The organism is Halobellus sp. MBLA0158, from assembly GCF_041477585.1.
In the GTDB taxonomy this organism is placed as follows: domain Archaea; phylum Halobacteriota; class Halobacteria; order Halobacteriales; family Haloferacaceae; genus Haloquadratum; species Haloquadratum rubicundus.
The window spans coordinates 1,636,046-1,662,818 of the sequence record NZ_JBGNYA010000001.1; the positions used below are offsets into that span (position 1 = coordinate 1,636,046).

Here is a 26,773-nt window from a genome sequence, read left to right on the forward strand (position 1 = left end):
CGCCGGTATGGTCGACGAGAGCGGGTGGACGCGCCGCGAGACGCTGAAGGTCGCCGTCGCGGCCGGCGGGGCGGCGGCGCTCTCGGCGTGTCTCGACCGCGCCGACGAACCGGTGCCCGACGGCCCCGAGGACCTCTCGTCGCTCCCGGAACGTCAGCACGCGTGGAACGACCGCGTCCGGACCGACGAACACGGCAATCGGCTCCTGCCCCGACACCAGATCCTGCTGTATCTGACGCTCCCGGGCGACGGATCCCCCGGCCCGGACGCCCGCCGGACGGTCGAGTCCGCGTTGCGGACGCTCGATCGGGCGTACGAGCGGAGCCACGACGGACTGCTGTCGTCGATTGCGTACTCCCCGCGGTACTTCGCTCGGTTTGACGACGACCTCCCCGACTCGGTCGATCTGCCCGAACCCCGGGCGCTCTCGCCCTTCGAGACGCCGACGTTCGACCGGCAGGACGCGCTCCTGCATCTGGCGTCGGACCGCGCGGACGTCGTCCTCGAAGCGGAGGAGGGCCTCCGCGGCCGGCGCTCGACGGTGAACGGCGTCGAGATGGAAGCGCCGCTGACGGACGCCCTCGACGTCGCCGACCGCCGGACCGGCTTCGTCGGCGCGGGGATGCCGGCCGAGCGCCAGGGCGACCTGAACGGCGTCCCCGACTCGAATCCCGTCCCCGAGGCGTCGCCGCTGTTTATGGGGTTTATGGCCGGATTCCGGGAGAATCAGGCGACCGAGGACTACGTCACCGTCCGCTCGGGCCCCTTCGCGGGCGGGACCACGAAGCACGTCTCGAACCTCCGGATGCGGCTCGGCGACTGGTACGGCGAGCAGTCCTTCGACGAGCGCGTCGCGGAGATGTTCTCGCCCGTCCACGCCGAGCGCGACCTCGTCGAGGGGGTCGGCGAGAACCTCGGTGCGAGCAGCGGGATCACGCCGGAGATCGTCGACGAGATCGGTGAGCACGCCCGCGAGTACGCGCGAGTCGGCCACGCACAGAAGGCCGCGCGGGCGAACCGCACCGACGACGGGACGGTGCGGACGCTCAGGCGCCACTTCGAGTCGACCGACGACGGCGAGGCCAGCCTCCACTTCCCGAGTCTGCAGTCCGGGATCTCGACCTTCGAGGAGGTGAGGGCGGCGATGAACGGCACCGACCTGACCGAGGTCCCGACCATCCGCCAGCGGGCGAACAACGGCATCCTCGAATACATCTTCGTGAAGCGCCGCGGGAACTTCCTCGTGCCGCCGCGGTCGCTCCGTGCGCTGCCGACGCCCGCGGGAGCGACGCCGGGGCTCGGCGACTAAAGAATGGCGCCCTCCCGACTCTAGTGATTACTCTCGTCTCTTACCGCCGAACGCTATCCTCGGTGACGGCGTTCGGCGGTAAACAGTGAGAGTAATCACTATCAGCCGTCGAGCCGGCTGTCGATCGCGCTCTGGATCCCGTCCCAGCCGTACGTGTCGAGCAGTTCGCCGTCGACGTAGACGGCCGGCGTGCCGGGCACGCCGCGCTCGCGACCCAGTTCGCGGTCGGATTCGACGACCGGTCGGTAGGGCTCCTGGTTCGCGGCCCCGGCCACGGCGCAGCCGTCGACGCCGAGGTCGTCCGCGAGGTCGTGGACGACCTGATACCCCTCGTCGGCGAGGCGGTCCTGGTTCTCGTAGACGCCCTTCGCGAACGCGAAGAAGGTCTCGGCGTCGCTCCGGTCCTGCACCGCCCGGGCCGCCGAGGCGGCGAACCACGACCAATCGCTCACCGGGATCGGGAAGTCGAAGAAGCGGTACCGGATCTCGCCCGGATCGACGTAGTTCGACTTGATCTTCGGGTAGACCGACTGGGTGAACGTCTGGCAGTGCGGGCAGGTGAAGTCCTCGAACACGTCCACCGTGACGGAGGCGTCGCTCGGCCCCAGCGCCGGCCGGGGAAGCGAGGAGACGCTGTCGAGGGTGCCGACGTCGCAGCCGTCCGGGAGCGCGCTGTTTCCGCCGGAGCCACCGAGACAGCCGGCGGTCGAGCCGAGCGCCACCGCGCCGGAGAGCGCCGCGAGGTACGACCGTCGTGTGGGTTCCATACTCTGCCGAAGGGACCGGTGACTTATAATCGCGTTCGTCCCGGTCGTCGCGGTCGCCCCCGGTGGGTCCGCGGGAGCGCTCTCGGCCCGGAACCAGTCGACTTTTCACCGCTCCGCGTCGCTCTCCGGTATGGAGTTCGAAGAAGACGACAGCGTGGTACTGCACGACAAGCACAGCGAGTTCGACGGCGAGGTCGGCACGATCACGCAGGTCGTCGAGACGATGTTCGGCGACGCGACCTACACCGTCGGCTTCGACGACGGCCAGGAGGTCGGCATCTCCGCGGACCAGCTGGAGCTCGCCGAGGACGCCGACGACGAGTCGGACGCGGAGTAACGAGCGTTTTTCAGCCCCCGACGCGTAGGGCCGTCAATGCCGCGAATCCCGTTTCACTACGTCGATCTGCGGACCTTCTGCTACGAGACCGAGGACGAAAAGCGGGTCGAGAGCGCCCTCCGGACGTTCCTCCCAGAGGACTTCGAGGTCGAGCGCACGGAGAGCGAGGGCCACCACGGCGACCGGATCGTCGTCCTCTCCGCGCGGGTCGAAAACGCCGACGACGTCCGCCACGTCCTCGGGCGGCTCGCGACGCTCCCGGCGTTCGAGGACCTGCTGTCGGAGCTCGACGAGCGCGTCACCGACAACACCGAGCTGTTCCTCCGGCTGGACAAGCAGTCGGCGTTCCGCGGCGAGGTCCGCCGCGGCGGCGGGATCACGCTCCGCGCGAAGGTCGAGGCCTACCCCGCGACGAAGGAAGCCGCCGTCGAGAACGCCCGCGAGGCGCTCGATCGGGCCGAGGAACTGACCAGCGATCGCGGCCGAAGCGGCGAATAGCGAGCAGGCGACACGGCGGCGTCGCAGGGCGATGTGTCGCGCACCCGCGGGCGCCCTGCGTCGGCGGTCAGCGCACGGCGCCGATGGGACCGTCTTCGGAGATTCAGTAGCGTTTGAACTCTTCACTCATCGGATCGCACGACGGGTGCGATCGAGCGAGTACTCAGTTGCAAACGCCACGATGCACGATCGGCCGTCGCGGACGGGACAGTCGGCTTCTCTCGGTCGACTCTCGATCGATCTCAGTACCGCCCGTACGCGTCGCGTAGAATCCCGAACGACTCCTTGCGGCGTTCGGCGTAGTCGGGGGTCTGCCAGGTGTCCCACCGGAAGCGTCCGAACTCCGAGACGGTCTCGATCGATCCGCCGTCGGCCGGGAGCAGATCGGTGGCGTTGCTCGGTGCCGGCAGGTCGCGAGCGGCGCCGTTGGGTCCCGGCGCGTACGTCAGCGCGGCGAGTCCGATCCCGTCGACTCGCTCGCCGGCGTCGAGCCCCTCCTGCCAGATGTCGCCGGTGACCGTCCGCGTGCTCGGATCGCGGAACTGGAGGAGCTGCCAGGGGAGCCGCAGTTCGACCGTTCCGGCGTCGGGATCCGCGTGGACGTCGGTCAGCGAGTCGTACGCCGGAGCCGTCGGATCGGCGGTTCCGTACCGCAGTTCACCGGTCTCGACCGAGCGGAACGGGATCGTCCGGTCCTGCGTCGGGATCCGGAGCGGATAGCTCGTCGCGAGTCTGACGGGGTGATAGACGCCGTTGTCCGGCTCGGACGCGTACGGCGCCGGATCGAGGACGCCGTCGCGCTCGCTGTACTCGTAGTAGAAGAGGTCGTAGTGGCTCGCGACCCACACGCGAGAGTCCTCGGGGCCGCCGAGTTCGACGACGAAATCGACGCCCGAGCCGGCGTCGACGCCGGCGTTCAGCAGTAGCGACGTGTTCCCCAGATCCGGCGTCGTGTCGAGGGCGACGAGCGCCCGCGTCCGGTCCCAGTCGAACGCGTCGCCGACGTCGTCGAGCGCGAGCCGGAGGTAGAGGTACCCCTCGTCGGCCGCCGCCCGGAGTTCGCGAAGCGACCGTCCCGCGTCGTACCCGTCGTCGAGCGAGACGGCCGGCGACGCCGACCCGCTGGCGATTCGCGTCGCGTCCGCCCACTCCGCGTCGCTCCCCGAGAGCGTGATGCCGGCGCTCGGATCGAACGACAGGAGGCCGAAGCACTCCTCGGGCGACTGGACGTTGAGCCAGTACGGCCGCCGGTCGGGATCGGTGTACTCCATCGTGTTCCACGTGCGCTTGAACCACTCGTCCTGCCAGGCGAAGACGAGCCCGCCGGCGGTCCCGGCCCCGACGATCGCCTCGAAGAGCTCGGCGTCGTACTCGCCCTGCTGGGCCTCCGTGTGGTGGCCCTGGTCCATCCCGCCGACGTGTTCGTGCGCGTTCCCCCGGGACGACGGCACGCCGTACTCGCCGACGACGACCGGGTGGTCGTTCGCGGCCACGAGATCGTCCAGGTAGCCGGCGTAGCCGGCCGCCGGGGCGGTCCCATCGCCGTCGCCGGCGACGTACTCCCGGCTGAAGTTCATAAAGTCCGGGTAGTAGGGGTAGACGTGGTACGTGGCGAAGACCCCGGGATCGAACGCGTCGGCCGCGACGACGTGGTTCGGGTTCACCGAGACCTCGTCCTCCCACGCGAACGGCTCTGCGGGATGTGAGAGGTGATCCGTCGTCGGCCAGTTGGCGAAGCTCACCGGCCGGCGGTGGTCGTACGTCTCGGCCGCGTACGTCGCGAGCGCGTCGAGCCGGCGGGCCAGCCAGCGGTCGAACGCCGTCGCCGCGTCTGTCGCACGGACGAGCCGGCCGTCCGTGCGGCCGCCCTCGTGGTCGGCGTTCGTCCGCGCGACGAACTGCGGCTCCCACTCGACGCCGACGACGTAGCCGAGCAGGTACGCCGAGACGTCGACGTCGAACGAGCCGCTGGCGTAGCCCGGGCGGTCCGGTAACTGGGCGTTCCCGTTGACGACGTCGACGACGGTCCGCACGCGCTCGTCGAAGACGTCCGCGACCCCGTCGTCGTAGGCGGTGGTCTCGCCCTCGATGCGGTCGGCCGGCAGCCAGTTCCCGTGCAGGAGGTACAGCGGCTGGTCCGCGTCGGCGTTGTGGGCGGCGAGCGCCTCGTAGAACGCCGGCGGGTGGACGGTGTAGACGCGGATGGCGTTCGCGTTGAGCTCCGCCATCGCGTCGAGCCACCGATCGTACTCCGCGCGGGTGATCGCGGTCTCGCCGGGGAATCGCCCCGGCTTTCCCATCCCGAGGTTGACGCCGCGGACGAGAAAGTCCTCCCAGCCCCCGTCGCGTCGGACCCGGATTCCGTCACCGCGGACCCGAACGCCTTCGAGGGCGTTCGGTCCGTTCCCGCTCGCCGACGCCGATGAGGTATCAGTCCCGGCTCTTTCCCCTTCGCTCCCGGAACGGCCCGATCCGCCGCACCCCGCGAGGACCGTCCCGATGCCACCGACGCCGAGCGTGCGGAGCAGGCGGCGCCTCTCTACGGGCGCCGGGTCGTCGTCCATCGGGCGACCCTGGGTCGGCGAGCGGCCTATATCTTCTGACAGAACTGCGGGGAGGGCAACACCCAAATCCCGGGAGGCCGAGATTGAGTCAAATGTGCGCCGAGGCCCCCGAGTCCCAGTACTTCAGGGACCTGTACGAACTCGCCAGTTCGGACCTGTCCACGAGCGAAAAGATCGCCCGCGCCATCGACATCGGCCGCGACCGCCTGGACGTCGACTACGGCGTGCTCTCCTACACCGGCGAGGGCAATTACGAGGTCGTCCAGACGAACATCGAGAGCGGGAAGTACGCGCCCGGGTCGGTGACGGAACTGGGCGAGACGTGGTGCCGACACGTCGTCGAAAAGCGCGAGGCCGTCGCGTTCGCGGACGCGGCTGAGAGCCGGTACAGCGACGACATCGCCCGCGAGGTCACGGGCTTGCAGTGCTACGTCGGCGCGCCGGTCGTCGTCGACGGGGAGGTCTACGGGACGATCTGCTTTTCGGCCGACGACCCGCGGCAGACCGAGATCACCGAGAGCGAACAGCAGTTCGTCTCCCTGCTCGGCGAGTGGATCGCCAGCGAGATCGAACAGCAAAAACACACAGAGGAGCTCCGGCGGCAGAACGAGCGGCTCGACGAGTTCACCGGGATCGTCGCCCACGACCTCCGGAATCCGCTGTCTGGCGCGATCGGCTACACCGAGCTCGCGCTCGATCGGACCGAGGGCGAGGTCCACGGCTACCTCGAACGCGTCGCCAGCTCGCTGGAGCGGATGGACGCGCTCATCGGCGAGTGTCTCGTGCTCGCGAAGGAGGGCGCCGACGTCGGCGAGCGCGAGCCGGTCGACCTCGCCTCGGTCGCCGAGGACGCGTGGGAGACCGTCAGCACCGGGAGCGCGACGCTCACCCTCGACGTCGCGAAGACGATCAACGCCGACCGGGCGCGGCTCCAGCGGCTGTTCGAGAACCTCTTCCGGAACGCGAACGAGCACTGCCAGTCGGGCGTGTCGGTGACCGTGAGCGACCACCCGGAGGGCTTCACCGTCAGCGACGACGGACCGGGGCTCCCCGACGCGGTCGCCGCGGCGCTCGAAGACCCCGACGACGTGGAGGACATCAAGGACCTGGGCCTCGGCCTCCTCATCGTCGAACGCGTCGTCACCGGCCACGGGTGGGACCTCGCCGTCGACACCTCCAACGCGGGGACGACGTTCACCGTGACCGGGGTGAACGCGGCCGCGCCGGCCCACCGCCAGTACGTGGAGGCCTGAGCGCCCCCAACGTTCGCCTCACTCCTTCTCGTCGCCGCCGCCGAAGCCGGCCCGCTCCATCGCCCCCCACGACTGCTCGCCGCGGAGGTACTCGACGAGCCCCCGCCAGGCGAGGTACGTCTTGTACTGCCGGTAGCCGAAGTTTTCGAGGACGCCGTACCACAGCAGCCGAACGATCTGTACGGGGTGGTCGTAGCGGTTGTAGCTCCAGACCTCGCTGAAGATACCGAACCACGAGAGGAAGACGCCGAACCCGGTGGTGAGCAGGAAGAACACGAGGAAGAACTCGAAGTTGAGCACGCCCAGGTACACGGCGATCGGGAGCAGCAGGTAGCCGAAGCCCTCGATGAGCGGGCCGAGAGCCTCGGCCGCGGCGAACACCGGGAGGATGTACGTCCCGACGCGGCCGTATTTCGGATTGAACAGCATCCCGCGGTGGGTGACGAGCGTCTCTATCATCCCGCGGTACCACCGCCGTCGCTGCCGGCCCAGCACGCGCCGTGAGGCCGGCACCTCCGTCCAGGCGACCGGCTCGGGGACGAACTCGACGTCGTACTCGATGTCGTGTTCGATCATATACCGATGAAGGCGGACGACGATGTCGAAGTCCTCGGTGATGGTGTCGTGGCGGTAGCCGCCGATCTCGCGGGCGTAGTCCGAGCGGAACACGCCGAAGGCGCCGGAGATGAGGATCAGCCCTTCGAGCCGGTCCAGCCCGAGCCGCCCGGAGTAGAAGGCCCGGAGGTACTCCATCACCTGGAGGCCGGGGAGGCCGGTCTTCGGGAGGTGGACCTCCTCGACGACGCCGTCCTTGACGACGCAGTCGTTGGCGACGCGGATCGTCCCGCCGGTGGCGACGACCCGCTGGGGGTCCCGGAGGAAGGGGCGGACGATCTGCAAGAGCGCGTCGCGTTCGATGATCGTGTCGGAGTCGACCGCACAGAACAGCTCCTTGTCGGTCAGCCACAGCCCGGCGTTGAGCGCGTCGCTCTTGCCGCCGTTTGCCTTGTCGACGACGAGTAGGTTCTCGTAGGTCTCCGAGCGGTACGTCCCTCGGATCGGCTCGCTGGGGACGTCGTAGGGGATCTCGGCGTCGAGCGGCGCCAGGTCGAACTCCCGGTGGAGCACTTCGAGGGTGTCGTCGGTGGAGCCGTCGTTCACGACGACGATCTCCGTGTCCGGGTAGTTCAGCGTGAGCAGCGAGCGGAGGCTCTCCGTGATCGTCGCCTCCTCGTTGTAGGCGGGAACCAGGACGGCCATCCCGGGGTAGAAGGGGCTCTGGAACGGCCGGAAGGGCGGATTCCACTCGGACTCGCGGACGTCGTCTCTGAGCTCTAAGAGCGACAGCGAGTGGATCAGCAGGTAGTTGATGTTGATGACGACGTAGTAGAGCACGACCACGAGTCCCGAGGCCGTGAGCAGCCAGACCGCGAGCTCGGTGGCCGACGCCATCAGCGAGGCCCTCCCGAGTCCCGCGGCGACGGCGCGACCCTCATCGGCGGCGCTCCGTCGAGACGTCCGCGGCGAGTTCGTCGAACGATGCGTGCGCGGTCGCCCACGACCAGGCGTCGGCGATGGCCGGCGGCGGCGAGACGCCGTATCGCTCGCGGTGCGGGACGAGCGCCTCGGCGGCGGCCACCCGCGCCCGGGACTCCGGTTCCATCGCCGCCAGCCACACCAGCGTCTCGACGGCGTCGGCGTCGCCCCACTCGCCGAGCATCCGATAGACGCTCGCCCGGACGGCCGGCGACGGGTCCATCCCCAGGTCGCCGACGTCGACCTCCCCGCGCAGCGACGGCCGCCAGCCGTACCCGCCGAGCGCCCGCGCCGCCTCGGCCCTCGTGCGCTCGTCCGGGCTCGACAGCGCGGTCACCACCCACGAGAGGTCGGCGTCGCCCACGACGGTGTTGACGTTGCGAGCGACCAAGAGTACCTGCTGCAGGAGCGCCGGGGGCCACGCGTGCGCGTCGGCGGCGGCGCGCTCGAACAGCGGCCCGGGATCGGACTCGACGACGCGATAGAGGGTGTCGATGCCGAAGACGGTGAACGCCTCGGAGGCGTCCCGCAGCAGGAGCCGCACCCCCTTCGACGGGAGGTCCGGGTAGTCGCTCAGGTACAGGACCTTCGCCGCCGCGGCCCGTTCCCGGGGCGTGCCGGTGCAGTGTCGTTCGAGCGCCTCGACGCTCGGGGGGTCCTGCAACAGCCCCAGCCAGGTGAGCGCGCCGAGCCGCTCGTAGTAGTCGCCGTTTGCCAGGTCCGCCCGCGCCCGTTCGGGGATTCCGAGCGCCTCCCCGAGTCCGAAGAGCGCCCGCGCGTCGCTGCCGCGGAGTTCCCGCAGGTACTCGTCCAGGAGCTCCTCCGTGACCGATCGCTCGCGCGTCGAGAGCGTCGCGACCCACGCCTCCCAGTCCGGGTCGTCGCCGCCGTACAGCCGCTGCAGGAGGCCCGCGCGGAGGTCTTCCCGGACCGCGTCGCGGCGGCGCCGCCGCAGGTAGCGCAGCACCGAGTAGCCGATCGTCAGCACCGCCGTCGAGAAGAGCAGCGACAGGAGCACGAGCGCCGACAGGACGACGATCCATCGGGGGACGGCACCGACCTGCAGCGCCGCGAGCGTTCGGGCGGACATCTCACTCGTCGAGGACTTTCCGGATCCGGGCGAGGAGTTCGTTCGGGCTGAACGGCTTCGTGATGTAGTCGTCGGACCCCGACTGGAGCCCGTCGAGGACGTCCGCCTCGCGGCCGCGGGAGGTGAGCATCACGACCGGGACGTCCTCGTCGACGCCGACCTCGCCGCGGCGGATGGCCCGGAGCAGTTGGATGCCGCTGAGCCGCGGCATCATCACGTCGAGGACGACGACGTCCGGGTCTGTCTCCATCGTGTCGAGCGTGTCGCGGGCCGCCTGGCCGTCCTCGCAGAGCTGAACCGAGAAGCCGCTCGACGAGAGCTTGTGCTGGAGCAGCGACCGGATCGTGCTGTCGTCGTCGGCGACGACGGCCACCTGAGACACAGGCCGAATTCGGAATACAGCGGTTTCGTTCTTTCGGACACGCGACCCCGTGACGAGGCCGCGGCCGGACGCGCGGCCGTCTCTGCCGCTACTCGTCGCGCCACTTGATCGAACAGCCCTGGGAGGGGGTCTCTTCGACCGGGATCTCCTCGCCCGCGAGCAGCGCCTCGACGGCCTCGCGCATCTCGTAGCGCTCGGGCTCGGCGTCTGGGTTCATCGCGTCGTCGATCCGCGAGTGGAACGCCAGGCGGAACGCGTCGCCCTCGTTCGCGAACAGGAACGGGTCCGGCGTGCAGACGGCGCCGTAGTCCCTCGCGACCGCCTGGGACTCGTCGCGGAGGTACGCCGTGTACTCGATTTCGCCGTCCTCGACGCGCTCTCGCATCCGCTCGAAGGAGTCGTCGGGGTACTCCTCGGCGTCGTTGGGGTTGACGCCGACGACCGCGAGGTCGTCGTAGGCGCCGGCCAGGTGATTCAGCTCGTCGACCTTCGCCTCGGCGTAGGGACAGTGGTTGCACGTGAACACCACGAGCAGCGCCTCGTAGTCGGCGAAATCGTCCAGGGTGTACGTGTCGCCGTCGGCGCCGGGCAGCTCGAAATCGGGCGCCTCGTCGCCCCGCTCCAGTTCGGAGTCGGATTCCATCAGAACCATATTGGCAATAGGGTCTCCGCGATGAAATGCGTGTCCGTTCCGGGAAGCGACGCCGCCGCTCGGGGCGTGTTCGGACCGCCGGAGGGTCAGCGTCAGTCGTCGCCGGCGACCGCCGCTCCCGCCGAGGCGTCCGGTCCCGCGTCGCGGACGACCCACCAGCCGAGGCCGAGCGAGAGCGCGCCGACGGCGGCCACGGCGGCGAACGAGGCGCCCAGTCCCACCGCCTCGATCAGGTAGCCGAACGCGGGCGGCGCGACGACGCCGCCGAGCGAGATCCCGATCGTGACGAGCGCGAAGTTCTTCCCGAGGTCGGCCCGCGCGGAGAGCCGGTCGGCCAGGGTCGACCGGGCCGGCCGGGAGAAGCTGATGCTCCCGCTCAGGAGGAGCACGACCACGACTCCCGCGAGCGGGAGCGAGAGCGTCGCCAGGAGCGCCGCGACGACCACGAGCGCCGCGTAGCCGGCGGTCACGACGGGGCCGGCGCCGACGCGGTCGGTGAGGCTCCCGCCCGCGAGGATCAGGCCGGCGCCGACCGCCAGCATCGCCGAGGTGAGCGCGCTCGCCGTGCCGTCCGGGAGCCCGTAGCCGCCCGCGAGCAGGCTCGGCGTGTACGTCCGGATCGTCCACGCCGCGACCGACGTGAGGAAGGCCAACAGCGTGAGCCCGAGGATCCCCTCGGAGGCGACGAGGGTTCGGAAGAGCGACTGGATCCGGCCGGGGACCGACCGGAGGGTCGGCCGCTCGTCGGGGCGCTCGGCCAGCGCCGGGCGCGTGATGTCGTCGTCGACGGCGCGGAACTGGAGCAGGCAGAGCGCGGAGTAGACGGCGCCGAAGACGCCGATGGCGCCGATCGCGACCCGCCAGGAGAGCCCCAGTGCGGTCGTCGCCGCCACCACGGCGAAGGGTGCCGCGAGGCCGACCGCGCCGCCGAAGGCGTGGACGCTGTAGGCGCGGCCGCGGCTCGCGTCCGACGTGGCCGACGCCAGCAGCGGGTAGTGCGCGGGGTGGTGGCCGGCGACGCCGACCCCGACGACCAACTGCGCGGCGATGAGCCACGCGTACGACGTCGCCGCCGCGGTGAGCACCGCGCCCAGCGTGCCCGCTATGAGCGAGATCGCGAGGACGAGCGTCCGGCTGTAGGCGTCCGAGAGGTAGCCGAACGGGAGTTGCAGGAGGAGGATGACCGCGTTCTGCACGCCGATCGCCAGCCCGATCGCCGCGATGCTGACGTCGAACCGCGCGGCGAGCACGCCCACGAGCGGCGCCAGCATCACGATGTACGAGTGGTTCACGAAGTGCGAGCCGGTCACGAGCGCGACGACGCGCCGGTTCCCTCCTGCGGTCACGCCCGCCACTCGTCGCCGGAGCGAAATATACTCGCCGAAACGCGGGCGGCGGCAGGGGAGTCCGCCCGAGTTCCCGAGCCCGCTCAGCGTCGCCGCCGCCGTCGCTCCCGCTCGTCCTGGCGCCGCCAGACCTCCGCGAACGACTCGAAGAAGTCGGCGTCGGTGTCGACGACGACGTGGTCCGCCCGCAGGCGGCGCGCCCGCGCGGCCACGTCGTCGATGTGCGCGTCGAGCCGGTCGCGGTAGGACTCGGCGGTCGAGCCCGCGAAGTACGCGCGCTGGGTCGTCCCCGTCTCGGGGTCCTCGAAGACGGCGTCGCCGGCGACGTCGGGGTCGCGCTCCGCGGGCGCGACGACCTGGACGAGGAGGACGTCGCTCCGGCCGAGCGCGGCGAGCCCGTCCTCGATCGCGTCGGGGTCGTCGATGAAGTCCGAGACGACGACGACGAGCGAGCGCGAGCGGATCGTCTTCGCGTACGTCGCCAGCGCCTCGGCGAAGTCCGTCCGCCCGTCCGGCTCGACCTCGTTGAGCCGATCGAGAAGCGCGAGGAGTTCCCCGCGGGTCGAGCGGCCGCGGTCCAGGCGCTCCACGTCGGTGCCGATGGTCGAGACGCGGAAGGAGTCGTGTCCGGCGGCGGCGAAGTACGCGAACGCGAGGGCGAAGCGCGCGCCGAACGCGAATTTGTGTTCTCCCTCGTCGCCGAAGTCCATCGACGCCGACGTGTCGAGGAGGACGTGGACCGTGAGGTTCCGCTCTGCCTCGTACTGCTTGATGAAGTACTCGTCCGTGCGGGCGTAGACCCGCCAGTCGACGAGGCGGACGTCGTCGCCGGGCGTGTAGCGCCGGTAGTCGCTGAAGGTGAGCCCCTCGCCGACGTCCGGCGATTCCTGTTCGCCCCGACGCCGCGAGTCGGTCTCCCGCGTCAGCGACGCCTCCAGCCGGGCGAGCTCGTCGAGGAAGGACGGCTCGATCGGCATCGTCACAGGAGGTCCGAAACGACGTCGTCGGGCGTCACGCCCTCGCGCTCGGCCCGGAAGTCGACGATGAGCCGGTGGCGGAGCACCGGGTGCGCCATCGCCTCGACGTCCTCCCAGGAGACGTGCGAGCGGCCCTCAAGGAAGGCCCGGGCCTTCGCCGCGAGCACGAGGCCCATACTGGCCCGCGGGCTCGCGCCGAACTCGACGTCCTCGTCCGTCCGCGTCTCCCTGACGAGGTCGATCACGTCGTCGCGGACGTCGTCGGCGATCGGCATCCCCCTGACGAGCTGCTGGACCCGCTGGAGGCCGTCGCGCGAGAGCACGCGGTCGACCGACGGGTCGGGCGCGCCCGTCGTGTAGCGGTCGACGATCTCGCGCTCCTCGTCGCGGCTGGGGTACTCGACGAGGATCTTCAGGAGGAAGCGGTCGGTCTGGGCCTCCGGCAGGGGGTAGGTCCCCTCCTGGTCGATCGGGTTCTGCGTCGCGAGGACGAAGAACGGCCGCGGGAGCTCGCGGGTCTCGCCGGCGGTCGTCACCTGCTTTTCCTGCATCGCCTCCAGGAGCGCCGCCTGGGTCTTCGGCGTCGCGCGGTTGATCTCGTCGGCCAGCACGAGGTTCGCGAACACCGGGCCGCGCTCGAAGACGAACTCCCTGTCGCCGCCCGACTCGCGGATGATCTCGGTGCCGGTGATATCCGCGGGCATCAGGTCGGGGGTGTTCTGGATCCGCGAGAAGGAGAGGTCCGTCGCCTCCGCGATCGTCCGCACGAGCGTCGTCTTCCCGAGCCCGGGGTTGCTCTCGATCAGCGCGTTGCCGTCGCAGAGCAGGCAGACGAGCAGCTGCTCGACGACGTCGCTCTGGCCGACGATTCGCTTTGCGACCTCCTCGCGGAGGGCGGCGAGTCTGCGCTGGATCCGGTCGATCTCGTCGTTTCCGTTCATCGTGTTAGGTGTCCGTCTCCTCGTCGTCGATCTCCCTGATCCGGAGGTTGTACTCCCGGACCAGTTCGGCGTCTTCGATCCGCTCGCTGCCGGCGAAGCCGGCCTGCTGGCTCTCGAACTCCCCGCTGCCGCCGCCGCTTCCGTACCCGTCGCCGCCCGGCGCGGTCGCGCCGTCGCCGATCGGCTCGCCGCTGCCCGTCACGGTGATGTTCTCCAGGTCGTCGCCGGCCTGGACGTCCTCGCTGTCGCCGAGGATCCGGTCGCCGTCCTGGAGGTCGTCGTCCTCGGGCTGTTCGATCCCCGCGCCGTCGTCGGGACCGAGCAGGCCGCCCAGATCGGGGTTCACGAGCGCGACCTGGACGCTCGCGAGGCTCACGACGACGACGAGCAGGACCGTGACCGCGACGCGGCGGGTCGCGACCAGTTCGCCGGTCGAGGTCGATTCGAGCCGGGCGATCACGTCGTCGTAGAGCCGGCGGGCCATCGGGGTCTCGCTCCGGTCCCCGACGGCGTCGCGGGCGGTCCGCAGCGCCTCGCGCACTTCGGGATTGGCGGCCTCGAACTGCTCGACGAGCGGCTCGCGCAGGCGGAGCAGGTACTCGGCGGCGAACGTCGCGAGCCCGAGCGCGACGGCGACGAGCGAGGTCGCCTGGACCGCCCGCGGCGCGACGTCGCCGATCAGCGGCACGCTCCGGAGCGCGGCGTAGGCGACGCCCGGCAGGCCGAGGTAGGCGTCGAGCGCCGCCGGCGTGAAGAGCGAGAGCAGGAGGTTCGCCGCGAGCGCGACGAGCGCCGCGTCGACGACGGCGTAGACCGCGGCGGCCTTCCGCACCTCGCGGCGGACCTCGGCGAGGGCGTCGCGGACGCGCGCGGTCGACGCGTCGGCGTCGGATCCGTCCGCGCCCGCGGGGATCGCCCCGTCGCTCTCTTCGAGCTTCTCACTCGACATCCTCACACTCCTCCGGGACGGTGTCGCGCTCCTGCCGCCACTGTTCGCAGAGCGATTCGAGATCGCTTCGGTATCCGTTCCGTTCCTCCCGCACCTGTACGAGCGTCTCGTTCTGCGTCTGCAGCGTGCTCCGAAGGGACTCCGCCCGGTCTTCCAGCTCCGAGACGCGCGACTGGAGCGTGTCGATCCGCTCGCGCGCCGACCGCAGGTCCTCGCGGAGCTGCTCGTTCTGCGCGCGCAGCTGTTCGTTCTGGGTCTCCACCGCGGAGACGCCCGATTGATACAGCACCGTCGCTCCGACGGTCCCGACGGCGAGGACCGCCAGCACGACGACGAGCACCAGGTTCAGGCGGCGGCCGACGAAGCTCACGGGAGGCCTCCGTCCGACGTATTCCGGCGACGGACTTGAAGCCGCCGGTAGCTCACCTCGGCGGTGAACGCGAGCAGTCCGACGAGCAGCGGGAGCCAGGTCCAGTCAGATCTGACGGGCCGGACGCCGCGGGCGCGCTCGGCCGCGAAGCGCGCGATCTGTTGTCCCTCCCCGGCGGAGAATTCGCGTCCCCCGGTGTCGTCGACGAGCGCCTCCAGTTCGGGCGCGGGGCCGAACGCGGCGTACTCCGCGGGGTAATTCGCGGCGTACGTCGCGTTCCCCACGCGGAAGTAGCCCGTCTCCTCGGGCGTCAGCGTCGCCTGGTAGGTCTCGGCGCCGACCCGGCGGAACGAGACGTTCCCGATCTCGGGGCGCTCGCTCCCGCGGTAGGTCACGGTCGTCGGGACGCCGACGCGGGTGTCGGGGACGCCGGTGATCCCGGTCGCCTTCCGCTCGGGGTCGCCGACGACGTAGTTCGTCGTCCGCGTCAGGAGCAGCGAGTCGGGTTCCCGAAGCAGGCCGTCGAGCGTGCCGTCCTCGCCGTAGGCGGTGACCGTCGCCACGCGGCCGAGCCCGTAGCGCCACGTCGCGACCGCGGGCTGGCCGTTGTTCCCGGCGACGAGGAAGTCCGCGCCCGAGCGGACGGTGACGTCGTTGAACGAGGCCGGCGACGCCGTCAGCGTGACGCCGGAGGTGACGAAGGCGCTCCGGTCGAGGACGACGAGCCCCGAGCCGCCGGCGGCGCCCGCGCCCCCGAAGAGGATGCCGAGCTTGGTCGCCTCCGTGGCGCGGAAGTAGCTGCCGCCGCCCGCGCCGGCGATGGTGGTGAGCGTCCGCTCGTTGATCCGCTCGCCCGCGCCGACGGTGATGACGCGGATGCCGCGGTCGGAGAGCCGCGCCGCGGCCTCGGCGGCCTCCTGGGGGTTGTCGCCGCCGTCGCTGACGAGGATGACCGTGCCCGTGCGGTCCCCGAGGAGTTCGGCCGCGCCGCGGACGCCCGAGGCGATGTCGGTCGCCCCGCCCGCGCGGAGCCGTCGGATCTTGTCCCGGAGCTCGTCGCGGTTCCGCGACAGCGGCTCGATCGCGCTGACCCGATACGCCTGGTAGTTGAAGCCGACGAGGCCGACCTCGTTCTCGTCGCCGAGCTGTTCGAGGACCGAAAGCGACGCGGACTTCTGGATCCGCATCCCCTCCTCGGCGCTCCCGGAGACGTCGACCGCGAGGACGATGTTCGTCGCGCGGCGCTGGCCCTCGCCGACCGAGACGGGGAGCATCGATCCGACCGCCGACCCGCGGTAGCCGCCGGCCTCGAAGGAGTTGGGGCCGCCGACGACCGCGAGGCCGCCGCCGTCGATGACGAACTCCTGGAGGCGGTCGACGTTGCCGATCCGGTCCGCGGGCGCGTCCTGGACGACCACCGCGTAGTACGACGAGAGGTTCTCGGGCACGCGCTCGGCGGTGGTCACGTCGTAGAGTTCGCCGAGGTACTCGCGGAAGGGGTAGTCGCCGGGCGAGACGTAGAGGACCTCGGGGCGCTCGACGACGCGGACGGTCTTCCGGGCGACGTCGTTGGCGACGAAGCGGTCCGTGACGTCGATCTCGGCGGTGATGGTGTGGCTCCCGGTCGAGGCGAACGTGTGGTTGAATCCCACGACGGCCGGCACGTCGTTCGTCGTCCGCTCGGCGACGACCCGCCCGTCGACCCTGACGGTGAGCGTCGCCGAGGTGTTGGGGCCGACCCCGTCGACGCGCGCGGCGAAGCGGTTCTCGACGCCGAGGCTCGCCTTCTCGGGCCCCTCGACGGTCACGTACCGCTCCCTGGTCCGGGGCTCGGGCGAGACCACGGAGACGGTCGCGTTGACCTCGCGGGCCAGCTCCGTCGCGCCCGCGAGCGACTGGCCGCTCGTGACGCGTCCGTCGCTGAGGAGGACGACGCTGCCGTTCTCCCGGAGGTTCGCCGCGACGGCGTCGCCGACCGGCGAGGAGGCGTCCGCGCCGACGGGCACCCGCCGCACCGAGACGCCCGCGTCCTCGATCGATTCGGCGAGCCGGTCGGCGACGTTCGGCGAGACGGCCATACTGTCGGAGCGATCGACGAGCAGCGTCACGCTCGGATCGCCCGCGGTCGACCGCGACTGGACGGTGTACGGTCCCGCCGCCGAGAGCACCACGAGCGCGACGACGGCGACCCGCGCGGCGAAGAGCCAGCGCCTGGACCCCTCGGAGGCCGTCCCCGACGCCCCGCGGAAGATCAGCGCCCACAGCGCCGCGACGCCGAGGGGAAGCGCGAGCAGGAACAGCGGCCGCGCGAGGCCGACAGAGAGCCCCTCCGTGAGTTCGACGCCGACCATCAGAGGTCACCCCGTCGGCGCAGGAAGGCCACCTCGCCGAGCGCCACGGCGAGGACGCCGAGCGCGACGAACTCGGTTATGGGGTCCGGCGCGGTCCGCTCTTCGGTCCGGGTCGAGGGGCCGCCGCCGCCCGTCTCCTCGATCGACGCCGCGGCCACGTCCGACTCGGCGGCGCTGAGGAGCGAGGCGCTGTACCGCTCGCCGTCGGCGACGTAGAAGCCCGCGTCCGCCGCGTCGACGGCGCTCGCGGTGACCTCTCCGTCTGGGGTCTCGACGCGCGTCTCGTTGCCGAAGCGGAGCCGCTCGCCCGTCTCGCGGTTCAGCTCCGCGAGCGACCGCCGGTCGGCGAGCTCGTAGACGCTCCGCTTCCAGAAGATCGGGTACTCGTAGTCGTACTTGAACGACGACGCCGACTCCAGGTAGCCGTAGTAGAGGATCCGTCCCTCGTCTCGCGACGCGGTCGCGACGATGGGCGTCCCGTCGGTCGTCGACAGCAGCGCCCGGCCGGAGCGGAGTTCGCCGCGGACGTACCGCTCCGGCGGCGGGAAGGTGAGGTCGCGCGTGAGGTCGGCGTCCGAGGGCGTCGCGAGCGTCGGGTTCGAGCCCATCCCCGACGGCGAGACGAGCAGGAGGTCGCCGTAGCGGTCCGCGGGCAACGACGAGCGCGGCTGGGCCTGGATCCCGACGCCGCCGCCCGCGGCGAGCGCCTGTCGGCCGGCCGCGAGGTGGTCGTCCCGGAGCGCGTCGCCGTCGACGTTGCTGTACAGCACCACGTCGTAGGCGTCCTCCGACGGGCTCGGGATCTGTCCGGGCGGCTCGACGACGGTCAGTTCGACGGGGTCGATCACCGACAGCGCCGTCGAGAGGTAGCGGTTCTCGTCGTTGGTCACGAGCAGGACGTCGACGGCGGCGTCCGCCGGCGCGGCCACGTAGGCGACGTCGTCGGTCGGGAACGCGTCGCCGGGCGAGAGCCGGATCTCGCCGCCGTCGGCGGGGATGGGGAAGGTGACGCTCCGGACGTCGCCCGCGTCCAGCGAGAGCGACCGGGTCTCGCCGGCGAGCGAGACCTCGCGGCTCGCTTCCGAGGCGCCGAAGTTCTGGACCGTGACGGTCACGTCCTCGCCGGAGAACTCCCGGTCGACGATGCCCACGTTGTCGGCGCCGCCGCGGGCGAACTGCCGGAGGTCGACCGCGAGCCCCCGGGCGCGGGCCGCCTGCACGGCGGTCCGCCACTCGCTTTCTCCGCCCGTGCCGCCGGCGAAGTCGCTGAGGACCACCACCCGTGCGCCGTCGCCCGCGAGGCTCGTCGCCCGCGAGATCGCCGTGCGGAGGTCGCCGGGGGCGTCCGAAGCCGACACGCTCGCGAGCGTCTCCTCGGCGTCGGCCGCGGTCCCGGCCCGCAGCGCGATCGTCGCGCTCCCGTCGGCGAGGACGACCGAAGTTTGGGAGGTGACGGCGTCGCGGGCGGCCGCGGCCGCGCGGTCGAAGCGGGTCGTTCCGCCGGATTCGACCTGCATACTCGCGCTGGCGTCGAGGACGATCACCGTCTCCTCGACGGTCTCGGACTGGGGCACGGCGACGTACGGCGCCGCGAGCGCGAGGGCGAACAGGGCGATCGCGAGCAGTTGGAAGATGAGGAGCGCGTTCCGCTTCAGCCGTTCGAGGAGTGGCCGCGACGACGACGTGCCCGCCGAGTCCGAGAGGAACCGGAGCGTCGGGAGCGTCACCCGGCGCGGGTCGGGTCGGACGAGGTACAGGATCAGGACGGGGACCGCCGCGAGGAGGGCCGCGAGCCCGAGCGGGGAGAGAAAGACGTCGGAGAGGGCCATCGTGATGGAGGCGGACCGCCGGGGTATTGGGCCTTTCCCACCGCGTCGGAGGGCCCGAGGGACGGCCGAAAACAGAGAGCAAACCCTTTCAACGGGGGCCGCTTCGATTCCCATATGGAAGCGAAGCGGGAACTGCTCGACCTGTTGCTGAGCGACGCTCGACAGAGCACCGAGGACATCGCGCGACAACTCGGCGTAGACGCAGCAACGGTCGAGGAGCTGGTCGACGAGCTGGAGGCCGAGGGGGCGATCCGCGGCTACCAGGCGGTCGTCGACTGGAACAACGTGGACGAGGAACACGTCCGCGCGGAGGTCGAGCTGAACGTCGAACTCGACCGCGAGACCGGCTACGAGGACATCGCCCAGCGCATCGCGCGCTTCCCCGAGGTGGCCTCGCTCCGGCTCATCTCCGGCAGCTACGACTTCGCCGTCGACGTCGAGGGCGACTCGATGCACGACGTCTCGAACTTCGTCTCCGAACAGATCGCGCCGATCCCCGAGGTGACCCAGACGGTCACCCACTTCGTGATGACGACGTACAAGGAGCGCGGCGTCTACTTCGGCGACGGCGACGACGACGACCGGCTCGCCGTCTCGCCATGAGCGAGCAGGCGTCGAGCCCGCTCTCCGAGCGGGCGCGGGAGACCCCGCCCTCCGGGATCCGGCGGTTCTTCGAGCTCGCCGAGGAGATGGACGACATCGTCTCGCTCGGCGTCGGCGAGCCCGACTTCTCCGCGCCGTGGGCCGCCCGGACGGCCGCCATCGACTCCCTGGAGCGGGGCCGGACCTCGTACACGGCCAACCGCGGCCGCCGGGACCTCCGCGAGCGGATCGCCTGCCACGTCACGCGGTACGACCTCGACTACGACCCCGACGAGGAGATCCTCGTCACCGCCGGCGCGAGCGAGGCGGTCGACCTCGCGATGCGGGCGCTCGTCGACCCCGGCGACGCGGTCGCGGTGCCGCAGCCGTCGTACATCTCCTACGGGCCGACGGTGACCTTCGCCGGCGGCGACGTCGTGTCGGTGCCGACCCGCGCGGAGAACGACTTCACCCTCACCTACGACGACCTCGAACGCGCCGGCGCCGCCGAGGCCTCGGTGCTCGTGCTCTGTTACCCGAACAACCCCACGGGCGCGGTGATGACCCGGAGCGAGCTCCGGGAGGTCGCGGAGTTCGCCCGCGAGCACGACATCTTCGTCCTCTCCGACGAGATCTACGCCGCGCTCCGCTACGAGGACGAGCACGTCTCGATCGCGACCCTGCCGGGGATGCGCGAGCGGACCGTCGTCTTCAACGGCTTCTCGAAGGCCTACGCGATGACGGGGATGCGCCTCGGCTACGCGCTCGGGCCCCCGGAGGTGATCGACGCGATGAACCGCATCCACCAGTACACGATGCTGTCGGCGCCGACGACGGCGCAGTTCGCCGCCATCGAGGCGCTGGAGTCCTGCGACGACGCCGTCGCGGAGATGCGCCGGGAGTTCGACCGGCGGCGGCAGTTCGTCATCTCGCGGTTCAACGACCTCGGGATGGACTGCTTCGAGGCCAAGGGCGCGTTCTACGTGTTCCCCAAGTGCCCGCCGGGCTGGGAGGACGACGAGGCGTTCGCGGAGGCGCTCATCCGCGAGGAGCGCGTCGCGCTCGTGCCCGGTCGCGTCTTCGGCAGCGGGGGCGAGGGCCACCTGCGCGTGTCCTACGCGTCGGCGATGCCGGAACTGAAGACCGCGCTGGACCGGATCGAGTCGTTCGTCGCGTCGAACTGACATCGTCCGATCCGGTCCGCGGAACCGTTCGGAGCCCGACGGGACCGACAGTCCACGGCGAGGGCCATCCGACCGACGGCGCACGACATTTCAGTTCACAAAGTATTATTTGGGAGGCCGTCTTGCGTTGAGACGAATGCATACTGGAGGCGGTACCGACGGGACTGGGGTCGGTGCCACCGTGGGCGTCGCGACCGCGCTCGACGAGCTGAAATCGCGCGGGAGCGCGCTCTTGGTCGTCGGGTCGGTCCCCGAAGAGGTCTACGCTCGCGTCTCGGGCTGTATGCTCGGCGATAGTTCGGAGAACCGTCGCCGGGTCGTCGTCGAGGGGGGCGAGAGCCCCGAGGTTCGGTTCACGGACGTCGACCGGTGGACGCCGGAGTGGACGCGGGTGTTCCGCTGGGACGCCGATCCCCGCCGGTCGGCAGCCGCAGAGAGCCGCGGAAACGGCTCGGACAGTGGGCGGTCCGTCGGCCCGGACACGGGCCCGAACGGCCCCGGAATCGGGCGGACGAACGATCGGGGGTCCGCTCCCGCCCCCGGATCCGGCCGGATCGACGGATACGCCGACGCCGCCGTGACGGTCGACGGCCCCGCCGCGAAACTGGGCGTCGAGGTCGGGACGGCGATCAGCGAGCTCTCCGAGTTCGCCGGCGGCCTCGGTCCCGCGGAACTGCGCGTCGCCTTCGACTGCACGACCTCGTTGCTGTCGGCGTACGACGAACCGACCGCGTTCCGGTTCCTCCACGTCCTCGCAAACAACATCCGTCGGGTCGACGGGATGGGCCACGTCCGCCTCCCGAAGCCGCTCGACGACGAGACCACCCGTCTCCTCGCCCCGCTCTTCGACGCCGTCGTGGAACTGCGGCTCGACGGGACCGAACCCCAGCAGCGCTGGCACTTCCGCGACGCCGACGTCACGTCGGAGTGGCTCCCCGTCGATGAGCCGCCGGCCTGACGACCGCCGGCGCACGGCCGACGCACCAGTACGCTTTTTGCCGCGTGCGTGATGTGTTGGCATAATGGCAGGGTTCGGACGCGGCAGACGACCGGCCACGGACGCCGCCGCCGATGACGACGGCTATCTCGGGATCGAGTTCGGCACCCCCACCGACGGGAGCGGGGTCGTCGTCTCGGACCCGATCGAGCGGAGCCAGTTCGTGCTCACGACGTCCGAGTCCACCCGCTTGCGCCCGGCGGATCCGGAGGCGTTCCGGTTCCCCGCCGACGCGGCGGTGCGCGTCCGAACCGACCGGCTCGACCTCGAAACGGTGGTCTCCGTCTGCGTCCGCGACGGCGACGGCGAGATGCTGGCGCAGGCCGAACACTTCGCCGACGAGTCGTTTCCGGCGGGGACATACAGCGTCGAACTGTTCGCGCCGATCAAGCTCTACCTCCGCGTGGACGCGCCGCTCCGGGTCGTCTCGGACGCCACCCGGACCCGGATCGAGTTCGACGAGCCGACCGACGTCCTGGTCGGGGCGCGGTCCCACCACAAGCGCCCGGCCGCGACGATCCGGACGACCGACCGACCCCGCGATATGATGCGCGCGGCCTCGCTGCTCGGCTCGGCCCTGAAGACGACGAGCGTCGAGCGCTCGTACCCGACGCTCCGGGGGCATCCGCCGCTGATCGAGCGGGGCGCGCGCTTCGAGGCGCCCGACGGGCTCTCGACTCCCGACACGGGCGTCGTCATCGAACTCCCCGAGACCAAGCGGCACGTCTACGCCGCGGCGCCGCTCGCGTACTACCTCGGGGCGGACGTCGTGCCCGGCGATCGGCCGCGGATCGTGACCGACGCGGGGTTCACCCACGACCTCGACGGCCCCGACGGCTTCGAGCGGTCGGTCGAGCGGGTGTTGAAACAGACGTTCTTCCTCGATTGTCTCACCCGCACCGAGGGCTACTACGAGGTCGACCTCCACGAACGGGACGCGCTCGCGGCCGACCTCGACCTGGACTTCGCGGATCTGTACGGGCGGTCGATCGGCGCCCAACTGGACGCGTACCTGGACGTCCCCTACGACGTGCTCGAACCGCACGTCCCCGAGTGGAAGCTCACCGCACACGTCGCGCCGACCGCCGAGAACGTCGAGTCGCTCCCGTTCGTCGCCAACGACCTCGGGGTGGTGCGGACGCCCGACACCGAGCCGACCGACGGCTCCGACGCGCAGGCGACTGCGGTCGGGGAGTTCCTCCGCCGGGGCTCGCCGCCGAGACCGACGACGCCCTCGTCGCCGCCGCCCTCGCCGTCGGCGACGTCGTCGGCGGAGTTCACGCGGAGCGCCGGCAGCGCCACCCGGAGCCAGCGCGTCGAACCCGCCGACCGGCCGACGTACGTCCAGCCGCCCGAGGCGGAGTCGCTGGAGCACGCGTGGCTCGGCGAGGGCATCCCCATCGGCGCGAGCAAGGCGTCGCTGCAGGCGTATCGGAACCGCCTCGATCGGGAGCCGATCGAGGGCGACATCGGCATCACCGTCGTCTGCAACGACCCGCGGATGGCCGAGGAGCGGGAGGCGGTCGAATCGGTCTACGGCTCCCGCGAGGAACTGCCGTTCGACGTGCGGACCCACTACGAGCTTTCGGTCGAGGAACTCCGGGACGTGCTCGCGACGGACGCGGAGTTCCTCCACTACATCGGCCACATCGACGACGACGGCTTCCAGTGTCCCGACGGCGCGCTCGATGTGACCACCGTCGAGTCCATCGGCGTCGACTCGTTCCTCCTCAACGCTTGCCAGTCCTACGAGCAGGGGATGGAACTGATCGAACGCGGCGCCATCGCGGGCATCGTTACGCTCAACGACGTGATCAACAGCGGCGCGGTCGACATCGGGCGAAGTCTGGCCCGGCTGTTGAACTACGGCTTCCCGATCCGGGCGTCGTTGGATCTAGCCAAGTACGATAGCGTCATCGGCGAGGACTACATCGTCGTCGGAGACGGTGGATTCTCCGTCGCCCAAGTACAGGCTGCGTTCCCGAACGTCTGTAAAGTGTATACTGAATCCGACACATATCAACTAGAATATATTACGTATCCCGCATCGGAGTTTGGACTGGGGAGTCTCGTCAGCCCGTACTTGCCCAGCGGAGATCGCTATTTCCTCTCATCAGGGACCGCCGACGTATTCGAGGTCTCTAAGCCGGGGCTGGCCGACTTCCTGTCGATGGAGAATATTCCAGTAATAATCAACGACGAACTCTTCTGGAGTAGCGATATCGACTTGGATTCGCTATGAATTAGGGGCCGGAGATACCAACGTGGTTACCGGCGGCGACCGAGCCAGCCTGCGATAGCAGAAGGAGCGCGGTGAACAGGACGCCCATCGCGCGGGGGTGGTCAGCGAGGTACTGTGCGACAGCGTTGGTGTCATTGTCGGACATGACGATTGGTACCTCGGCGCGTTTTAAAATAAAATTTTCTGACACTTTCTGATATAATATAACATTATTTTAGTCGAAAACCGGAGTAGAAAAATCCGCACAGCGCCGAGAGTGGCTCTCGGGAGCTGTCGAAGCGCTACAACAGATACTCGAAGCGATAGATCAGGTCGCTCGCTCGCCGACTACGCGGAGGTGTCGTCGTCGGGACCGGCGTCGGCGCCGATGTCGCGGTACACCGCAGTGAAATCGTCCTCGTCGCCGAACTGGGTAAGCGTCTCGTCGAGCTGCGAGCGGAGTTCGGCGACGCGCTCGGAGAGCTCCTGGTATTCCTCGTTGTTCTCCAGGGAGACGGGATCCTTCTCGGACTCCAAGAGGGCCTTCTTGGAGGCCAGCGAGAACAGCTCCTGGATGCCCTCGTCGTAGGTGTTCCGGAGGAGGAGGTTCTCGACCGTCTCCTTGAGGGCCTCCCGCGAGACCGGCTTGACGAGGTAGTCGTCGAAGCCCATCTCCAAGATGTCGAAGTCGGGTTCGACGGCGGTCACCATCGCGACGCGGCAGTCGACGCCCCGCTCGCGGATGGCTTCGAGGGCCTCGTCGCCCGAGAGGTCGGGCATCCGGCGGTCCAACAGGGCGATGTCGACCTCGTCGTCGAGCTGTTCGAGTGCCTCGCGGCCCCCGTAGGCGACGCGGACGCGATACTCGTCTCTCAGCCACGTTGCGTACAGATCGGCGAGGTCCGGTTCGTCTTCGACGACGAGGACCAGCGGCGAGTCAGCGCTCATTGGTAGGGTCGCGGCGTGTCGAGTACACCGATACCACTGATTCCACTCCGCGGGCATATCAAGATACCCCTTGTGAGCCGTGCGGTGCCGGAGACGGTCGGCCAGTCCGGGGTCAGTCCAGGGTCAGTTCGGATTCAGTTCGCGGTCAGTCAGGGCAATCCGGGAGGGAAGATCGGGATCGATCGCCTCAGTTGCCGTCGGGGCTGTAGTTCGGCGCCTCGTCGGTGATCATCACGTCGTGGGGGTGGCCCTCGGTCTGGCCCGCGCTGGAGACGCGGACGAACTCCGAGCGCTCCTTGAACGCCGGGATGGTCTCGGCGCCGACGTAGCCCATCCCCGAGCGCATCCCGCCGACGAGCTGGTGGAGCTCGGAGGCGAGCGTGCCCTTGTAGGGGGTCGCGGCCTCGACGCCCTCGGGCACGAACTCCTCGTCTTCGTCCTCCTCTTTGAGGTAGCGCTCGCCGCCGCCGGACTTCATCGCGCCGACAGAGCCCATTCCTCGATACTGCTTGTACTTCTTGCCGTTCATCGTGATGACGCGGCCGGGCGCCTCGTCGGTGCCGGCGAAGTACGAGCCGAGCATCACGGCGTCGGCGCCCGCGGCGATCGCCTTGATCGCGTCGCCGGAGTAGCGGATGCCGCCGTCGGCGATGACGGGGACGTCCTCGGGCGCGGCGACGTCTGCGACCTCGGCGACGGCGGTGATCTGCGGCATCCCGGCGCCGGAGACGACGCGGGTGGTACAGATCGAGCCCGGCCCGATGCCGACCTTCAGGCCGTCGGCGAAGTCCACGGCAGCCTCGGCGGCCTCGCGGGTGCCGACGTTGCCGACGACGACGTCGGCCTCGACGGAAGACTTGATCTCGCGGGCGCTGTCGAGGACGTTGAGGTTGTGCGCGTGCGCGCAGTCGATGAAGATCACGTCGGCGCCGGCCTCGTCGGCGGCCTCGGCGCGCTCGGCGTCGAAGGGGCCGACGGCGACCCCGACGCGGAGCCGGCCGTCCTCGTCGCGGGCGGCGTTCTCGTGCTCGCGCCGCTGGAGGATGCCCTGCATCGTGACGAGGCCCACGAGGTGCTCGTCGTCGTCGACGATCGGGACGCGTTCGATCTTGTGGTCGTACATCAGTTCGAGCGCGTCGCGCGCGGACACCTCGCGCGTGGCGGTGATGACCTCGTCGGTCATCGCCTCTCTGACCTCGTCGGACTCGCCGACCTCCAGGTAGGGTCGGATGTCGGTGCCGGAGATGATGCCCAGGACGGTGTCGTCGTCGGCGACGACGGGCGCCCCCGAGATGCCCTCACGCTCCATCATCGCGTCGACCTCGCGGACGGTCTGTTCGGGCCGGGCGGTCACGACGTTCTCGCGGCGGATCACGAGCTCGTCGGCGCGCTTTACGGCCTCGATCTCCGCGACCATCCTCTCGCTGTCCATATTCTGGTGGAGGACGCCGAGGCCGCCCTCGCGCGCCATCCCGATGGCCATCCCGCTTTCGGTGACGGTGTCCATCGCCGCCGAGAGGATCGGGATGTTCAGCTCGACGTTCTTCGAGACGCGCGTGGAGACGTCGGCCGCGTCGGGTTCGACCCGGCTCTCCTTCGGTCGAAGGAGTACGTCGTCGAACGTCAGCGCTTCCGGTACCTGGAGTTTCTCCGAGAACGGACCGCGGTCGGAAACGTCGTTCGCCATATA

Annotated in this window: 24 protein-coding genes; 8 read left to right on the forward strand and 16 right to left on the reverse strand. The window is 70.2% G+C overall.

Features of this window, described 5'->3' with window-relative positions:
• The first annotated feature begins 7 nt into the window (after positions 1–7).
• Complete coding sequence (locus OS889_RS08440) at positions 8–1,309, forward strand: DUF7405 family protein (RefSeq protein WP_372389000.1); 1,302 nt, start codon at positions 8–10, stop codon at positions 1,307–1,309.
• Between the two features lie 101 nt (positions 1,310–1,410).
• Here the strand turns inward: OS889_RS08440 and OS889_RS08445 are convergent, their stop codons facing one another.
• Entirely contained in the window at positions 1,411–2,076 is a 666-nt protein-coding gene (locus OS889_RS08445) for a DsbA family protein (protein WP_372389003.1), read from the reverse strand.
• A 130-nt stretch (positions 2,077–2,206) separates the two neighbouring features.
• Here OS889_RS08445 and OS889_RS08450 point away from each other — a divergent pair, with 130 nt between their 5' ends.
• On the forward strand, positions 2,207–2,413 hold the full coding sequence (locus tag OS889_RS08450) for a DUF1918 domain-containing protein (protein WP_372389006.1): 207 nt from the start codon (positions 2,207–2,209) through the stop codon (positions 2,411–2,413).
• A gap of 36 nt (positions 2,414–2,449) precedes the next feature.
• Positions 2,450–2,911 carry an RNA-binding protein gene (locus OS889_RS08455; RefSeq protein WP_372389008.1) on the forward strand — a complete coding sequence of 154 codons (462 nt, stop codon included), beginning with the start codon at positions 2,450–2,452 and terminating at the stop codon, positions 2,909–2,911.
• A 242-nt stretch (positions 2,912–3,153) separates the two neighbouring features.
• Here the strand turns inward: OS889_RS08455 and OS889_RS08460 are convergent, their stop codons facing one another.
• Positions 3,154–5,475 (reverse strand): glycoside hydrolase 5 family protein, encoded by a 2,322-nt coding sequence (locus OS889_RS08460; protein ID WP_372389010.1) that lies wholly within the window; start codon positions 5,473–5,475, stop codon positions 3,154–3,156.
• A gap of 92 nt (positions 5,476–5,567) precedes the next feature.
• Between OS889_RS08460 and OS889_RS08465 the strand changes: the two genes are divergently transcribed.
• A complete protein-coding gene (locus OS889_RS08465) occupies positions 5,568–6,728 on the forward strand; it encodes a sensor histidine kinase (RefSeq protein WP_372389012.1) in 1,161 nt (386 codons plus the stop codon).
• A gap of 18 nt (positions 6,729–6,746) precedes the next feature.
• Here the strand turns inward: OS889_RS08465 and OS889_RS08470 are convergent, their stop codons facing one another.
• The 11 genes from OS889_RS08470 to OS889_RS08520 all read right to left on the reverse strand — a co-directional run bounded on the left by OS889_RS08470 (position 6,747) and on the right by OS889_RS08520 (position 19,151).
• Positions 6,747–8,180, reverse strand: a complete 1,434-nt coding sequence (locus OS889_RS08470) for a glycosyltransferase family 2 protein (RefSeq protein ID WP_372389014.1) — start codon at positions 8,178–8,180, stop codon at positions 6,747–6,749.
• Positions 8,181–8,220: 40 nt separating this feature from the next.
• Positions 8,221–9,354, reverse strand: a complete 1,134-nt coding sequence (locus tag OS889_RS08475) for a HEAT repeat domain-containing protein (RefSeq protein ID WP_372389016.1) — start codon at positions 9,352–9,354, stop codon at positions 8,221–8,223.
• 1 nt (position 9,355) lies between these two features.
• Positions 9,356–9,736, reverse strand: a complete 381-nt coding sequence (locus tag OS889_RS08480) for a response regulator transcription factor (protein ID WP_372389019.1) — start codon at positions 9,734–9,736, stop codon at positions 9,356–9,358.
• Positions 9,737–9,824: 88 nt separating this feature from the next.
• Complete coding sequence (locus OS889_RS08485) at positions 9,825–10,388, reverse strand: thioredoxin family protein (protein ID WP_372389021.1); 564 nt, start codon at positions 10,386–10,388, stop codon at positions 9,825–9,827.
• Between the two features lie 92 nt (positions 10,389–10,480).
• Complete coding sequence (locus OS889_RS08490) at positions 10,481–11,734, reverse strand: MFS transporter (RefSeq protein ID WP_372389024.1); 1,254 nt, start codon at positions 11,732–11,734, stop codon at positions 10,481–10,483.
• A gap of 83 nt (positions 11,735–11,817) precedes the next feature.
• On the reverse strand, positions 11,818–12,711 hold the full coding sequence (locus tag OS889_RS08495) for a DUF58 domain-containing protein (RefSeq protein WP_372389026.1): 894 nt from the start codon (positions 12,709–12,711) through the stop codon (positions 11,818–11,820).
• A 2-nt stretch (positions 12,712–12,713) separates the two neighbouring features.
• Positions 12,714–13,652, reverse strand: a complete 939-nt coding sequence (locus tag OS889_RS08500) for an AAA family ATPase (protein WP_372389028.1) — start codon at positions 13,650–13,652, stop codon at positions 12,714–12,716.
• A gap of 4 nt (positions 13,653–13,656) precedes the next feature.
• Complete coding sequence (locus OS889_RS08505; RefSeq protein WP_372389029.1) at positions 13,657–14,601, reverse strand: DUF7502 family protein; 945 nt, start codon at positions 14,599–14,601, stop codon at positions 13,657–13,659.
• Positions 14,591–14,971, reverse strand: a complete 381-nt coding sequence (locus OS889_RS08510) for a copper transporter (RefSeq protein ID WP_372389031.1) — start codon at positions 14,969–14,971, stop codon at positions 14,591–14,593. The genes OS889_RS08505 and OS889_RS08510 overlap by 11 nt, the downstream gene beginning before the upstream one ends.
• Positions 14,968–17,322, reverse strand: coding sequence for a VWA domain-containing protein (locus OS889_RS08515; protein ID WP_372389033.1), 2,355 nt, complete (start codon positions 17,320–17,322; stop codon positions 14,968–14,970). Before OS889_RS08515 ends, OS889_RS08510 begins: the two co-directional genes overlap by 4 nt.
• Positions 17,322–19,151: a DUF7408 domain-containing protein gene (locus OS889_RS08520; protein WP_372389036.1), complete on the reverse strand. Its 1,830-nt coding sequence runs from the start codon at positions 19,149–19,151 to the stop codon at positions 17,322–17,324. The genes OS889_RS08515 and OS889_RS08520 overlap by 1 nt, the downstream gene beginning before the upstream one ends.
• 114 nt (positions 19,152–19,265) lie before the next feature.
• Here OS889_RS08520 and OS889_RS08525 point away from each other — a divergent pair, with 114 nt between their 5' ends.
• The 4 genes from OS889_RS08525 to OS889_RS08540 all read left to right on the forward strand — a co-directional run bounded on the left by OS889_RS08525 (position 19,266) and on the right by OS889_RS08540 (position 24,156).
• On the forward strand, positions 19,266–19,754 hold the full coding sequence (locus OS889_RS08525) for an Lrp/AsnC family transcriptional regulator (protein ID WP_372389039.1): 489 nt from the start codon (positions 19,266–19,268) through the stop codon (positions 19,752–19,754).
• Positions 19,751–20,917, forward strand: a complete 1,167-nt coding sequence (locus tag OS889_RS08530) for a pyridoxal phosphate-dependent aminotransferase (RefSeq protein ID WP_372389041.1) — start codon at positions 19,751–19,753, stop codon at positions 20,915–20,917. Before OS889_RS08525 ends, OS889_RS08530 begins: the two co-directional genes overlap by 4 nt.
• A 136-nt stretch (positions 20,918–21,053) precedes the next feature.
• On the forward strand, positions 21,054–21,875 hold the full coding sequence (locus OS889_RS08535) for a DUF7504 family protein (protein ID WP_372389043.1): 822 nt from the start codon (positions 21,054–21,056) through the stop codon (positions 21,873–21,875).
• Between the two features lie 64 nt (positions 21,876–21,939).
• Positions 21,940–24,156: a hypothetical protein gene (locus OS889_RS08540; protein WP_372389046.1), complete on the forward strand. Its 2,217-nt coding sequence runs from the start codon at positions 21,940–21,942 to the stop codon at positions 24,154–24,156.
• A gap of 1 nt (position 24,157) precedes the next feature.
• Here the strand turns inward: OS889_RS08540 and OS889_RS08545 are convergent, their stop codons facing one another.
• The 3 genes from OS889_RS08545 to guaB form a co-directional block, all read right to left on the reverse strand.
• Positions 24,158–24,301: a DUF7503 family protein gene (locus OS889_RS08545; RefSeq protein WP_372389048.1), complete on the reverse strand. Its 144-nt coding sequence runs from the start codon at positions 24,299–24,301 to the stop codon at positions 24,158–24,160.
• A 182-nt stretch (positions 24,302–24,483) separates the two neighbouring features.
• A complete protein-coding gene (locus OS889_RS08550) occupies positions 24,484–25,083 on the reverse strand; it encodes a response regulator transcription factor (RefSeq protein WP_372389051.1) in 600 nt (199 codons plus the stop codon).
• A gap of 187 nt (positions 25,084–25,270) precedes the next feature.
• Positions 25,271–26,770: an IMP dehydrogenase gene (gene guaB, locus OS889_RS08555; RefSeq protein WP_372389054.1), complete on the reverse strand. Its 1,500-nt coding sequence runs from the start codon at positions 26,768–26,770 to the stop codon at positions 25,271–25,273.
• Between the last annotated feature and the right edge of the window lie 3 nt (positions 26,771–26,773).

What these genes read in the sequence shown, in the direction of transcription:
- OS889_RS08485 (WP_372389021.1), bottom strand. Translation starts at nt 10,388, where the DNA reads ATGGTTCTGATGGAATCCGACTCCGAACTGGAGCGGGGCGACGAGGCG.
- OS889_RS08470 (WP_372389014.1), bottom strand. Translation starts at nt 8,180, where the DNA reads ATGGCGTCGGCCACCGAGCTCGCGGTCTGGCTGCTCACGGCCTCGGGA.
- OS889_RS08550 (WP_372389051.1), bottom strand. Translation starts at nt 25,083, where the DNA reads ATGAGCGCTGACTCGCCGCTGGTCCTCGTCGTCGAAGACGAACCGGAC.
- OS889_RS08450 (WP_372389006.1), top strand. Translation starts at nt 2,207, where the DNA reads ATGGAGTTCGAAGAAGACGACAGCGTGGTACTGCACGACAAGCACAGC.
- OS889_RS08545 (WP_372389048.1), bottom strand. Translation starts at nt 24,301, where the DNA reads ATGTCCGACAATGACACCAACGCTGTCGCACAGTACCTCGCTGACCAC.
- OS889_RS08525 (WP_372389039.1), top strand. Translation starts at nt 19,266, where the DNA reads ATGGAAGCGAAGCGGGAACTGCTCGACCTGTTGCTGAGCGACGCTCGA.
- OS889_RS08500 (WP_372389028.1), bottom strand. Translation starts at nt 13,652, where the DNA reads ATGAACGGAAACGACGAGATCGACCGGATCCAGCGCAGACTCGCCGCC.
- OS889_RS08445 (WP_372389003.1), bottom strand. Translation starts at nt 2,076, where the DNA reads ATGGAACCCACACGACGGTCGTACCTCGCGGCGCTCTCCGGCGCGGTG.
- OS889_RS08455 (WP_372389008.1), top strand. Translation starts at nt 2,450, where the DNA reads ATGCCGCGAATCCCGTTTCACTACGTCGATCTGCGGACCTTCTGCTAC.
- OS889_RS08535 (WP_372389043.1), top strand. Translation starts at nt 21,054, where the DNA reads ATGCATACTGGAGGCGGTACCGACGGGACTGGGGTCGGTGCCACCGTG.
- OS889_RS08515 (WP_372389033.1), bottom strand. Translation starts at nt 17,322, where the DNA reads ATGGTCGGCGTCGAACTCACGGAGGGGCTCTCTGTCGGCCTCGCGCGG.
- OS889_RS08475 (WP_372389016.1), bottom strand. Translation starts at nt 9,354, where the DNA reads ATGTCCGCCCGAACGCTCGCGGCGCTGCAGGTCGGTGCCGTCCCCCGA.
- OS889_RS08505 (WP_372389029.1), bottom strand. Translation starts at nt 14,601, where the DNA reads ATGTCGAGTGAGAAGCTCGAAGAGAGCGACGGGGCGATCCCCGCGGGC.
- OS889_RS08495 (WP_372389026.1), bottom strand. Translation starts at nt 12,711, where the DNA reads ATGCCGATCGAGCCGTCCTTCCTCGACGAGCTCGCCCGGCTGGAGGCG.
- OS889_RS08465 (WP_372389012.1), top strand. Translation starts at nt 5,568, where the DNA reads ATGTGCGCCGAGGCCCCCGAGTCCCAGTACTTCAGGGACCTGTACGAA.
- OS889_RS08460 (WP_372389010.1), bottom strand. Translation starts at nt 5,475, where the DNA reads ATGGACGACGACCCGGCGCCCGTAGAGAGGCGCCGCCTGCTCCGCACG.
- guaB (WP_372389054.1), bottom strand. Translation starts at nt 26,770, where the DNA reads ATGGCGAACGACGTTTCCGACCGCGGTCCGTTCTCGGAGAAACTCCAG.
- OS889_RS08530 (WP_372389041.1), top strand. Translation starts at nt 19,751, where the DNA reads ATGAGCGAGCAGGCGTCGAGCCCGCTCTCCGAGCGGGCGCGGGAGACC.
- OS889_RS08540 (WP_372389046.1), top strand. Translation starts at nt 21,940, where the DNA reads ATGGCAGGGTTCGGACGCGGCAGACGACCGGCCACGGACGCCGCCGCC.
- OS889_RS08440 (WP_372389000.1), top strand. Translation starts at nt 8, where the DNA reads ATGGTCGACGAGAGCGGGTGGACGCGCCGCGAGACGCTGAAGGTCGCC.
- OS889_RS08520 (WP_372389036.1), bottom strand. Translation starts at nt 19,151, where the DNA reads ATGGCCCTCTCCGACGTCTTTCTCTCCCCGCTCGGGCTCGCGGCCCTC.